Origin of the sequence: Macrococcoides bohemicum, assembly GCF_016865215.1 — a bacterium.
GTDB classification, from domain to species: domain Bacteria; phylum Bacillota; class Bacilli; order Staphylococcales; family Staphylococcaceae; genus Macrococcoides; species Macrococcoides bohemicum.
Genome location: NZ_CP054482.1, coordinates 287,619 through 299,751, shown reverse-complemented (window position 1 = coordinate 299,751; position 12,133 = coordinate 287,619). Strand labels below are relative to the sequence as shown.

12 protein-coding genes are annotated in these 12,133 nt (G+C 33.8%); 1 reads left to right on the top strand and 11 read right to left on the bottom strand.

Annotated features, from left to right (window positions below; all coding sequences use genetic code 11):
• Positions 1-96: 96 nt before the first annotated feature.
• The 3 genes from HT586_RS01570 to HT586_RS01560 all read right to left on the bottom strand — a co-directional run bounded on the left by HT586_RS01570 (position 97) and on the right by HT586_RS01560 (position 3,430).
• Positions 97-942: an NAD(P)-dependent oxidoreductase gene (locus HT586_RS01570; protein WP_133354455.1), complete on the bottom strand. Its 846-nt coding sequence runs from the start codon at positions 940-942 to the stop codon at positions 97-99.
• Positions 943-1,368: 426 nt separating this feature from the next.
• Complete coding sequence (gene proC / locus HT586_RS01565; protein WP_133354457.1) at positions 1,369-2,154, bottom strand: pyrroline-5-carboxylate reductase; 786 nt, start codon at positions 2,152-2,154, stop codon at positions 1,369-1,371.
• Between the two features lie 31 nt (positions 2,155-2,185).
• Complete coding sequence (locus tag HT586_RS01560) at positions 2,186-3,430, bottom strand: lipid II:glycine glycyltransferase FemX (RefSeq protein ID WP_203546522.1); 1,245 nt, start codon at positions 3,428-3,430, stop codon at positions 2,186-2,188.
• 124 nt (positions 3,431-3,554) lie between these two features.
• On the opposite strand from HT586_RS01560, the gene HT586_RS01555 reads away from it, so the two are divergent.
• On the top strand, positions 3,555-3,812 hold the full coding sequence (locus HT586_RS01555; RefSeq protein ID WP_096077527.1) for a hypothetical protein: 258 nt from the start codon (positions 3,555-3,557) through the stop codon (positions 3,810-3,812).
• On the opposite strand, the gene HT586_RS01550 is transcribed toward HT586_RS01555, so the two are convergent.
• The 8 genes from HT586_RS01550 to HT586_RS01515 all read right to left on the bottom strand — a co-directional run bounded on the left by HT586_RS01550 (position 3,805) and on the right by HT586_RS01515 (position 12,054).
• Positions 3,805-4,569, bottom strand: coding sequence for a VOC family protein (locus HT586_RS01550; RefSeq protein ID WP_096077528.1), 765 nt, complete (start codon positions 4,567-4,569; stop codon positions 3,805-3,807). The two genes, HT586_RS01555 and HT586_RS01550, sit on opposite strands and share 8 nt — an antisense overlap.
• Before the next feature lie 3 nt (positions 4,570-4,572).
• A complete protein-coding gene (locus tag HT586_RS01545) occupies positions 4,573-5,253 on the bottom strand; it encodes a class I SAM-dependent methyltransferase (protein WP_133354459.1) in 681 nt (226 codons plus the stop codon).
• Between the two features lie 123 nt (positions 5,254-5,376).
• On the bottom strand, positions 5,377-6,069 hold the full coding sequence (locus HT586_RS01540) for a LutC/YkgG family protein (protein ID WP_188018021.1): 693 nt from the start codon (positions 6,067-6,069) through the stop codon (positions 5,377-5,379).
• Positions 6,069-7,502 carry a LutB/LldF family L-lactate oxidation iron-sulfur protein gene (locus HT586_RS01535; protein ID WP_096077531.1) on the bottom strand — a complete coding sequence of 478 codons (1,434 nt, stop codon included), beginning with the start codon at positions 7,500-7,502 and terminating at the stop codon, positions 6,069-6,071. The genes HT586_RS01540 and HT586_RS01535 overlap by 1 nt, the downstream gene beginning before the upstream one ends.
• Positions 7,502-8,236: a (Fe-S)-binding protein gene (locus tag HT586_RS01530; protein ID WP_203546089.1), complete on the bottom strand. Its 735-nt coding sequence runs from the start codon at positions 8,234-8,236 to the stop codon at positions 7,502-7,504. The genes HT586_RS01535 and HT586_RS01530 overlap by 1 nt, the downstream gene beginning before the upstream one ends.
• A 139-nt stretch (positions 8,237-8,375) precedes the next feature.
• Positions 8,376-9,077: a FadR/GntR family transcriptional regulator gene (locus tag HT586_RS01525; protein WP_203546088.1), complete on the bottom strand. Its 702-nt coding sequence runs from the start codon at positions 9,075-9,077 to the stop codon at positions 8,376-8,378.
• Between the two features lie 230 nt (positions 9,078-9,307).
• Positions 9,308-10,975 (bottom strand): glycoside hydrolase family 13 protein, encoded by a 1,668-nt coding sequence (locus tag HT586_RS01520; RefSeq protein WP_203546521.1) that lies wholly within the window; start codon positions 10,973-10,975, stop codon positions 9,308-9,310.
• A 26-nt stretch (positions 10,976-11,001) separates the two neighbouring features.
• Positions 11,002-12,054: a GTPase domain-containing protein gene (locus tag HT586_RS01515; RefSeq protein WP_203546087.1), complete on the bottom strand. Its 1,053-nt coding sequence runs from the start codon at positions 12,052-12,054 to the stop codon at positions 11,002-11,004.
• Positions 12,055-12,133: the final 79 nt, after the last annotated feature.

Genomic DNA, 12,133 nt, shown 5'->3' with positions numbered 1-12,133 from the left:
TTTACATGATTTATTCAAATAAAGCACCTAATATCACACAACTTCATTAAATATTAATATTCGCTATTTCTTTATATTTTTTATTGAAATCTTTTATTAATATCTTTTATAGATAATCTGTGTGCCCGTCGTCTGCTTCAGCTCATCAGACAATGTGTCATACATTTCATATGCAAGTGCTAAACCTGGCAATTGAATATTCAGTTTCTCTGCTTCATTTAAAGCAATCTTCATATCCTTTAAGAAATGATGCGTATAAAATCCAGGCGCATAGTCGTCAACTAACATACGTGGTGCAAGGTTAGATAGCGACCAGCTTCCTGCAGCGCCTTTCGAGATTGTTTCAAGTACACGTTCAACATCTAACCCAGCTGACTTTGCATAATAAAGACTTTCTGCAACACCCAACATGTTAGAAGCAATTGCAATCTGATTCGCCATCTTCGTATGCTGTCCACTTCCTGCAGCTCCAAAATATGAAATAGATTTACCAATGCGTTCAAATAGTGGATACACTTGATCAAACGTTGTTTCATTACCACCTACCATAATAGAAAGTGTGGCATTTTTGGCACCGATATCTCCTCCACTGACTGGAGCATCGAGCACTTCAATTCCTTTTGTTTGTCCTGCTTCAAATAATTGCTTAGCAAGTTCAGGACTGCTCGTAGTGCAGTCAATGAATATTTGACCGCTGCTACCGTTTGTAATTAATCCATTCTCAGCAAGATATGTCTCTTCTACATCTTTTGGATAGCCAAGTATCGTAAAAACAATGTCGGCTTGTTCAACTACAGATTTTGGTGATTCACACCACACAGCTCCAGCTTCTAATAAAGGCGCTGCTTTCTCTTTCGTTCTGTTATATACAAATAACACTTCTCCTAAATGTCTTGCCATACTTGTTCCCATAACACCTGTTCCGATAAATCCTATTTTCATATTCACAACTCCTTAATATTTTTATAATTTTATATTTTTATCCGTTGATATATATTACAATATAAGTGAATGGAGGTTAAACAATGCAAAAAGTAATGATGACCATGTTAATTGTCATGCATATCGTATTTTTTTTGAGTTACTTTATACATAGTGGCATTATATTTTTAACTATATATTTTTGGTTAATATTTTGTATCGTTACTTTTCTGATAGGCATACATTATCATTTTTCTAATGATCCGAGTCTTTCTAAAAATATTACCTACAGATTACTTGCGATATTTTTAACTTCATTTAGCGTCTTTAACTTCCTATTTATATTATACGTTACATTTGTAAATCCGTTTCTATATATGAATACAAAACAATCAATTTTTAGCATCTTTAACTAATAAAGAGACTGTACACTTTCGTGTCAGCCTCTTAACCTTTATTAAAAGCATTGATTGCATCCATCGCTTTTGAAATAGCATCTCTGAAACCTTTTTCTTCTAACATTTTTACACCTTGTATCGTTGATCCGCCTGGTGTTGTTACCTGATCTTTTAATACACCGGGATGTTCTTTCGTTTGACGTACCATCGTTCCTGCACCAATAATCATCTCACTAACCATTTGATATGCAAGCTCACGATTTAAACCTTCACTCACAGCATTGTCTGCCATCGCTTCAATGAGGAGATATATAAACGTCGGGCTTGATCCGGTCACAGCAGGCATGATATGCATTAATGATTCATCAATCCAGTGTGTATAGCCTAAACGCTTCATTATTTCTTCTATTTGCTTTGCTTCTTTTTTCTCAACAAATTCATTCTTGCTCATCGCAAGCACACCAGCATTAACCCCTACCGGCGTATTAGGCATAAGTCGAATAATTTTTGGATGTTCATCAAATTCATCATCAATCTCCTGAATAGATAATCCCCCAACGATAGAAATTAGAATATGATGTTCACATAAATATCTGGCCATTTTTGAAGTAACTTCGCGATAATTGTTAGGTGTTATACCCAACACTATTACGTCATATTGTACAATATCACTCATTTTTGTAAGTGGTGTAATATTATGTTTGGCATTAAAATTTTGAAGCTTATCTTTATCTCTCATCCAAATACCTAAATAAGTTCTAGTAAGTCCACTTCTGTTTAATCCTTTAACCATCTCTGTGACCATTTTACCGCCACCGATAAATGCTATTCTCAAAAGCTGTCACCTCAATAATTATAATAACTTTTTACTTTGTTCTTATTTTAATCTTCTTCTTAAGATCTGTCATTTTTGGTTTAACAACTTCTATCAAATTATAAATTGGTTGATTTAATACATAGTCAAATTCTCCAACTTTTTCAATTAACCTAGTACCCCAGACTTTCTTAAATTGCCATAGTCCAAAATACTTAGAGTCTTTATCAGGTTCTTTACTCGTTCCACCAAAGTCATAACTTGTAGCACCTACTGAACGTGCATATTGCATCATACTAAATTGCATATTATGGTTAGGTAAGTAATCTCTAAATTCATTGCTTGAAGCGCCATATAAGTAGTATGACTTTTTACCCGCAAAAGTCAGTAAAGCACCTGATAATACTTTTCCTTCAGGGTGCGTTTGTTTTAAAGTTTCTAACGCTGCAATTTGTTTTTGAATTTTCTCTCGTTTAATATTTAAATCATTTAGCTGATTCTGCGCTTTCTTTTGATCTTTCTTTTGCGTGAGTTTTTCTTTCTGTACTTCAATATCAGCAAGTTCCTGATTTAAGTTTCGAAGGACTTTGTCTGGTACTAATTTCACTAAAAATAATTCAGCATCACCATTTGGATTCAATGCATCATAAATATTTTCAAAGTAGGAAACATCACGCGTTAGAAAGCCATCACGCTTTCCTGTTTCTTTCATCAATTCAGCGAAAGTACCTAAATCCGTTCTATCACCTTTAATACATTCAGTTCCCATCTTCAAACTGCGTTTCACTTTTGAACGATTGTTTCTTTCAAATGATTTAAGCAAAGTTTCATCGTCAACACTAATATCTGTAACCATCGTCATTCGAGGTTGAATGTAATCTGAACTTAAGCCATCTCCGAATCCTCGATGGATAAAACCTAAAGCTTCTAATTGTTGTACCATATCACCCATCGATTCTACTTCAACATCAGGATCGAGTTTTATCACATATGCTTTTTCTGATTTTGCAACTTTGATTGCATCCTTTACTAATGCTTCTACCGCTTCTTTATCTTTGTAATCAACAATAAATCCTCTAGAGATATAGCAAAGTTTGTATGGTAATTTCGGAACTTTCTTGAATAGTAATTGTCCTACCCCGACAATCTCACCATCTCGACCAACAGCAATACGGCGTGCATACCAACCTGAACGAGATTTAGAAGCTGCCCAATCCGTTAGTTGTAATAGATCTCCGTTGTCATGTGTTTTTACGAAATGATCATGTACCTCATTACTTATATTAATTTTTGAAATTGTCATAATAAGAATCCTTTCATTCGTCACGCAACAATTTTTATTATTTTATTGTTACAATTGAACTAATGTTAATGTTACTTTATTATTTTATCATTATTCTATAAAAAATGAGGTTTTTTATATGCTGAAAAATATATTATTAGTGTTACTTGCGGTTATCAACGCATATTTTATATATACTTTATCAACCGATGCTTCTATTAATTTATTGAGTGTCCATATCATTTCTGCTGGTTTTGCAGTTATTTTGTCTATATTATTTTTAATTACGCGCGTTACATCATTTACAAAAATACTTGCAGCTTTAACAATTATTATTACTGCTTACCATATCTATTTAATCGTTATGGTAATCTACAATTATGTTTACGTTAAATAAATGCATATACTGCATCATGCACAAGATGTTCGCCTTTAAGGCTGTCATCTTGTGTTTTTATTTCTAATCTTCTGATTTTGTTTTCGTTTCCAGGGACTAACTTAATATGAGGTAATCCTTCCTTTTTTAATAGAAAATATGTATTGATAACCCCACCTACCACTTCATAATCAAGCCACGATACAAATATTTCTGCAATGCTATCAAAGTCATGCGTTTCGATAACAATCGTGTCGATATGAAGGTGCAATTGCATCTCACTTTCTAATACTTTCTGTCTTTCTTTATCCGACTCTTCCCATTGTATAAAGAAAGGTAACTCAAAATTACATTCGTCATCTATATATAAAAGTTCCCATTGTATTAGTTTACCTTGAGGTGTGACTCTTTCCATCTTTAATGGTCCTAATGTCTTTAAACCTAACGATTTAAAGTGATGATTTAGGGCATTAATATCCTGCGTTCTAAAACATAATCGTTTAAATCCTTCAGTATAATTAGTTCTTCCTAATGTACTCGCGAAACCCAGATATTCTGTATCATCTTTCATTGCAGCTTCTATTAATTGTTTATCAAATACATCGATAAATTCGATATAAGATAAATCTATTCTGCTTAAACTATTTTTAGTACCTAACGACAAATGTTTTCCTCCTGGGATAATATTTAATTTATTACCCGGAAAACGAAAGTCTTCAATGCCATTTATATAATGTATAATATGATCGAATTGAATATCTATATTTTTTTCTTTCATTAATTATCCTTCTTTCTTCTGCCAGACTACATTAATCCATCCACCTGCATTGTCACTCATCAATCTTTCATTCTCTAAAGTAAATTCACTTTCCTCAGCATCGGGCGGTACGAATAAACACTCTCCTGAGCCTATTATTTCTTCCGGATGAATACGCATGAGCTCATTTAAATTTTTAAAATGGGCATGTGCATACACTTTGCCTTTATTATATTCCGGGTCCATATAACGTTTCCCCCAAGCACTATCTCGATTAACAACAGCAATGGAGATTTTACCACCTGGCTTTAACACACGATATGCTTGCTCAAAAGCACGTTCTAAATCATCTACAAAATCTAATACACCCATCGAATAAATACGATCAAAAGTATGCTCAGAAAAATGAAGCGCATTAGCATCCATATGTATAAAATCTAAATTTAATTGCTGATCAATTACTTTCTGACGTGCAATCTCTAACATTTCATCTGATATATCGATACCTGTTACAATACACCCCTGCTGTACAAAAGGAATACTATAAATCCCTGTACCACTACCAATTTCAAGCACACGCATACCACTTTCAATATCAATCAATTGATTCATTAAATCAGTTTCAACTTGCCAAACATAACGCCCTTTTTTTGTGTCAAAATATGCATCATACTTATTTGCAACTTTATCATTAAATATCGTCATTTCATGCCTCCATAAAAATTTATTTTATGAACGTTAACACCATTCTATACAAAACATAATATTTATTAAAGCAATAGCCGTATCAAAACAAACAACCTGGAGCTATTGCTCCAGGCTGTAATTTTATTTATCATCTAAAACAATATATGTTGCTTTAATTGGACCGTGAACACCTACTACAAGTTTCATCTCTATATCTGCTGAGTTAGATGGTCCAGTAATTAAGTTAATGCAAGTTGGAAAGTTAGCTGCGTCTTTCATCATTTCATTCATTTCTTGAGCAGCTTGTGTAAATCTTGGTACAATAGTAGATTTCGGTACAATTGCAATATAAGTTGCAGGTAAAAGACTGACACTTCTACCAATCCCTTTATCTGCATATAACACAACTGTTCCGCTTTCAGCTAATGTTGATTCACTAATAGTGATTCCGACATTCGCACGTTCTGCTACATGTAAATTTTCAGTGCCTTTTGCTTCATCCCAGATAAAAGCATCTTGAGCAGCTAAATCAATACCATATTCCGCGTAGCGTTTATCATTTGTAGCAATTACTTCACCATTCCCATATTTCGCAATAATATCTGATAAAGTTTTATTTACTTCATTTGAATTAGTCACAACTAAATCAGTATGGATAAATTCACATTGCTGTTTTAAAACATCCAATAATTCATCTTGAGAAAGTCCTGTTAATGTTTTATCTTGTGGTCTAAATTTCCACTCAGGGATTTCTACCTTTTCAGGCATTGCACGATTAAGATTTTTTGAGATGTTACTAATAAACGAATCTTTATTTTGGATTGTTCCCTTCATTATTTCGCACCTCTTTTCAATCTGTTTTGCATCCAGTCACGGAAATTTTCTTCATCCGGCATTGGGAAATCACGTGTATCTGTCCAGGCATGTAAAGGTTTTGGTCCTTTTGTAATCATATGTTCTTGTTTATTCTCAAATGGAGCCATCATTGATGGAGCCATCTTGGTACCATATTTAAATAAAGTAGAATGAGAGGCTCCCACACTAAATCCTTTCATGACTAATCGTTCTGCTACAGGAGACATGTGTTCTTCTTCCACTATGACACGTCTATGTTCTAACAATAAGTCATGTAACGGGATTTTAACAGGACATGCTTCCGTACAAGCACCACATAACGTAGATGCATAGGGTAGTTCTTTATAATCTTTATAACCACCTAATAAAGGCGTCAATACAGCACCTACTGGTCCTGGATAGATAGAACCATAAGAATGACCTCCTACCTGACGATATACAGGACAAACGTTAACACATGCTGCACAACGAATACATTGTAAAATAGATTGGAATTGTGTTCCTAATATTTTAGAACGTCCATTATCAACAATAACCAGATGAAATTCTTCTGGTCCATCGATTTCATCATCTGCACGAGGACCTGTTAAAGTTGTCACATAGCTTGTTAAATTTTGTCCAACAGCTGCACGCGTTAACATAGAAACTAATACTTCCAATTCTTCATGCGTAGGCACAATACGTTCCATACCCATCACAGTAATCTGTGTTTTTGGTAATGTTGTTACCATACGTGCATTACCTTCGTTAGTTACTAATGTGAAAGAACCACTTTCAGCAACACCGAAATTACAACCTGTAATACCAACATCTGCTGACAAGAATTCTTCTCGAAGCTTTTTACGTGCAAATAAAGCTAAATCTTCAGGACTATTTGATTTAGTGTAACCTAGTTTTTCAGTAAAAACTTTTTGAATCTGATCTTTATTCATGTGTAAAGCTGGTGTAACGATATGTGATGGTGGATTGTGATCATCAACTTGTAAAATATATTCACCTAAGTCTGTTTCGATTACTTCACAACCAACAGCTTCCATCGCCTTATTCAAATCAATCTCTTCTGTAACCATTGATTTTGACTTTGCTACTTTTTTCGCCTTTTTTTCTACTAATACTTTTTGAACATACTCATTTGCTTCTTCTGCAGTTTCAGCAAAAAATACATGTCCGCCTTTTGCTGCGACATTTTCTGCAAGCATATTTAAATAATAATCTAAATTCGCTAATGTATGCTGACGAATCTCTTCAGAGTGACTTCTCCACTCTTCCCAGTTACCTAGTGATTCCTGAGATTTTATTTTTCGTTCACGTAATCTATCTTGGGCACTAGAGACTGCACCACGCATAAAATCATCTTTAAGTTCTGTTTTTACAGCTTTCTTAAATGTTTCATTACCAATTTTCATACTCATTATACAGTCACCGCCTCTGTATTGTTATTCAGGATTTCTACGATGTGGTAAACCTTAACTTTTTCACCACGACGTTTTAAACGTCCTTCAATATTCATTAAGCAACTTGCATCTGCTCCAACTAAAAAATCGGCACCACTTTTTACGATACAATCTACTTTTTCATCGACCATTTCACCTGAAACATCATTCATCTTAACAGCAAATGTTCCACCAAATCCACAACAATTGTAATATTCAGGTAGCTCTACAATCTCTAATCCTTCTACTGCAGATAATAACTTCTTCGGTGGCTCTGAGTTATGTAATAAACGTGTATTATGACATGATGGATGCATTGTTGCTTTACCTTCTAACTTGGCACCTACATCCGTAACACCAAGAACATTAACGATAAATTGCGTTACTTCATAAGATTTATCCGCCAAACGTTGTGCGCGATCACGCCACACCATATCATCTTTAAATAAATCCGGATAATGTTTAAACATTGTAATACATGAACCAGACGGTGCTACAACATACTCTGAATTTTCAAAAGCTTTGATCATGTTTTGTGCGGCTTTTTTCGTTTCTTCATGATATCCAGAATTATATGCCGGTTGCCCACAACATACTTGTGCCGCAGGAAAGTCCACTTCACAACCTAATTTTTCAAGTAATTCTACAGTTGCAATACCTACTCTTTTTTCAAAAACGTCTACTAAACATGTACTAAATAAACTTACTTTCATAATCAAACACCCCTCTAGTTATCAATATCGCCCAATATTGATAAAATTTTCAGTCATCGGATGACTGTATCTCTAACAGTACTATTTTATTGGAATGATAATCTAAATGCAAGTGACAAAATTCCATAATTTATTTATCTTACTTTGTTTCTAAATGTTCTAATAATACATATTCCACTTCTTCTAAATGTTTAAGCATCTTTTCTTCAGAAAGTTTTATATCTTTTTGTTTGATTGCTTCATAAATCTCAAGATGTTCTTTATATAACTTCTCGATAGATTTCGTTTCTGTATAAATCCAGATTTTACGCGTCTCTTTCATTGTTGTCTTCACTTTATCTGATACTTCTACTAATAGTTGAGCTAACAACTCATTCTTAGTAGCTTTAGCAATCGCTAAATGGAAAGTAAAGTCACTTTGTTCACCAATTGCTTTATTATGTACTGCTAGTTTCATCTGCTCAAGTGCAACTTTAATATTCTGTAAATCCTCTTCTGAATGCTTCACAGCAGCACGACCTGCAGCGCCAACTTCTATAATTTTACGTACTTCTAATAAATCAATAATATCTTTTTTAGTATATACTGACATCTCTTTAGAAAAGACTTTAGGTTTAATATGCTTTACAAACGTTCCTTCACCATGACGGATTTCAACGAGTCCCATTACACGTAAAGCATTTAAAGCTTCTCTAATAGATGCTTGTCCTACGCCATAATCCTGAGCCAATTTTTGAATAGATGGCAGCTTTTCATCGACTTCAAATTCACCTTCTTTGATTTGCATAATAATGCGATCTGCAATCTCTTCATATAATTTCTTCTTTTCAATTCTTACCACATTCATTCCTCCGATATGCCCTATTGGTGCTATTATATCAAAGGATAAGTTAAGTGTGAGGTTTTTAAAAATAAAAAAGACAGGTAATTACCCTGTCTTTAGAAATATTATTTATGCTTCATTTTTCCAACCGGTTTTGTGTATCCAGCTGAAATATTTTGTTTATCAAGTTCATTAATCTCTACTTTGACTTCCCCATTGATAATATCTGAATTTACTTCGCATTACCTTTATCTTTGCACTTTATAAACTCTCGCCTCAAACGGCATCAGTGTAAATACATCTGCTGATTGTTTATCAATTGGATAGTTGTTCAATACTTGTTTTTCTTTAGCAAGATTGAGCTTATCATCTGTCTTTAAAGTAACTTTGTCGTGACTTAAATTTCCTAAAATAATAAATTGTTCATCTTCTAATGTACGCGTATATGCAAAAACATTTTTATCTTCCGGATAAATCAAATCAAATGATCCATATGTTAATGTTAAGTTATCCTTCTTTAACTGAATCATTTTTTTATAGAAATTTAATAGCGAATCTTCTTTTCTTTCCTGTACGAAGACATTAATCTCTTCATAATTTGGATTCACTTTTAACCAAGGGGTCCCTGTTGTAAATCCAGCATTTTTTGTATCATCCCATTGCATCGGTGTACGCGTATTATCTCTTGAAATACGTCCTAACATTTCTAACACCGCTTCTTTTGTCGTTCCTTTTTTAAGTTCCTGGTTATAAATATTTTTAGCATGTACATCATCAAAATCATCTATAGTTTCAAAAGGATAATTGGTCATCCCAATTTCCTGTCCTTGATAAATAAATGGCGTACCTTGCAGTAAGAAATATACAACGCCATGGCTCGTCGAACTTTCAAACCAATAATCTACATCGTCACCCCAAGTTGATGATACACGTTGTCGATCATGGTTTTCAATGAATAATGCATTCCATCCAGTTGCTTCTAAACCTTTTTGCCAGGCATTCAATACTTCTTTATAGCCTAAAATATCAAAACTTTTTCCGACATTATGATCCCATAGATTTAAATGTTCAAATTGAAAGACCATATTAAACTTACCATTGTCTTTGCCTACCCATTCATCAGCATCTTTCGTTGTAACACCATTTGCTTCACCGACAGTCATAATGTCATATTTATCAAATGTATGTTCTTTCAATTCCTGTAAATACTTTTGAATCCCCGGTTGATTCATATGTCCTTCAAATGATTCAGCATAACCTAGCTTATCAGCACCTGGTAAGTCACCTTTTTCGAAACTTTTTTTAATGTGACTGATAGCATCTACTCTAAAGCCATCAATCCCTTTATCAAGCCACCAGTTCACCATATTATAGATGGCTTGACGCATATCTTTATTTTCCCAATTTAAATCAGGTTGTTTTCTGCTAAATACGTGCATGTAGTATTGATCAGTTGTCGCATCATATTCCCATGCCGAACCTTCAAATATACTTGCCCAGTTATTCGGTTCCTTACCTTCTAAACCATCTTTCCAGATGTACCAGTCACGAAACTCGTTGTCCTTACTCTTCTTCGCTTCAACAAACCATTGATGTTCATCACTTGTATGATTGATGACGAGGTCTAAAATAAGCTTCATATCTCGTTCGTGTACTTCATATAATAATCGGTCAAAGTCTTCCATTGTTCCAAAGTCACGCATAATTTCCTGGTAATTACTAATGTCATAGCCATTATCATCATTTGGCGATTCAAATATAGGACTCACCCATATAACATCGATACCTAAGTCTTTCAGATAATCCAACTTCTCAGTAATACCATTAATATCACCTATACCATCACCATCGGAATCTTTAAAACTTCTTGGATAAACTTGATAACATACTGCTTCTTTCCACCATTTTCTTTCGATTGTCATAGTGACCTCCTAATGTGAATTCATATTTTGTTTTTGTCATCTTCTATCACTTCACGGGCAATCTGTTTAATTTCTTCAACATATTTAGCAATCGCTTGAAATATCGGGAAAGTGTTGTTCAGTCCCATTTCAACAATTGAAGATACTGCAACTGTTACCGGATTGATACTTTTCATTTTAAATGATGTTCTAATTAATTGCACAATTTTTCTAAACTCCATAAGTTGCGATAGTCCATTATTTTTATCTTTTTCTTTCATCTCTTCAAATTCGCGGATATATTTATCTATATCAATCCATTCTTTTCGACGCTCCATTATGTCATCTTCCTGGATTTTAAAATGTGTCATTATAGTACGTTCAATAACTTTAAAATTTTCCTTTAAGACAATCTTTTTAAAGCTCGGCGTGAACAGTTTAGGAAATGATGAGTTTACTTTGTAATTCAAATAACTATCGAGATAAGAAGCATCATTGTATCTTTGAAAATATTCTTTTTGTTCTTCTTCAAATATACTTTCAATATGTAATTTAAGCGTTTCTATCCCAGTACCATCTAAAGCACTTGTAAAATGGTAGTTAAGTGGTGTCTTAATATAAGGCTTTAGCGTCACTTTAAGTTCAGTGTCTTTGTCACGCATTAATATTTCTTTGTCATCTTTTCCGTTCACATCGATTAGTGCATCTACTTTGTTGTAGATAAACGTAATCATCTTATCTTGTTTACTTAGATATTTAATCATCTCAATATCTACTTCTTTGATTTTACTTGAAAAAATATAAAAGTAATGTTCTATTGCCGATTCATTCTGAATAATCTTTTTATATTTTTGAACAGTCACTTCTTCTGTTCCAACACCAGGGAAATCCACCAAAAATCCATAATCATTAAATGGATAAGTCGTAGTTTCTAAAGTAGCATCAGTATGCACAGATGTATGTGCTTTAGCTGGACACACCGCATTGATCAATGCGCTTTTCCCTGCATCGGGTTGTCCTATAATTCCTATTTTATTCAGCGATTTATTTCTAATAAACGTTTCGTATGCTCTGATTAATGGATGCTTCTCCATAACTGTCACCCTTCCACATTATTTCTATTCTTATTCCCGTTTCTTTTCATAGCAAGCATAAAAAGGCACATTTCCAGTC

Coding starts and splice junctions, on each gene's coding strand:
- HT586_RS01570 (WP_133354455.1), bottom strand. CDS start 942: ATGAAAATAGGATTTATCGGAACAGGTGTTATGGGAACAAGTATGGCA.
- HT586_RS01555 (WP_096077527.1), top strand. CDS start 3,555: ATGCTGAAAAATATATTATTAGTGTTACTTGCGGTTATCAACGCATAT.
- HT586_RS01550 (WP_096077528.1), bottom strand. CDS start 4,569: ATGAAAGAAAAAAATATAGATATTCAATTCGATCATATTATACATTAT.
- HT586_RS01545 (WP_133354459.1), bottom strand. CDS start 5,253: ATGACGATATTTAATGATAAAGTTGCAAATAAGTATGATGCATATTTT.
- HT586_RS01540 (WP_188018021.1), bottom strand. CDS start 6,069: ATGAAGGGAACAATCCAAAATAAAGATTCGTTTATTAGTAACATCTCA.
- HT586_RS01535 (WP_096077531.1), bottom strand. CDS start 7,502: ATGAGTATGAAAATTGGTAATGAAACATTTAAGAAAGCTGTAAAAACA.
- HT586_RS01530 (WP_203546089.1), bottom strand. CDS start 8,236: ATGAAAGTAAGTTTATTTAGTACATGTTTAGTAGACGTTTTTGAAAAA.
- HT586_RS01515 (WP_203546087.1), bottom strand. CDS start 12,054: ATGGAGAAGCATCCATTAATCAGAGCATACGAAACGTTTATTAGAAAT.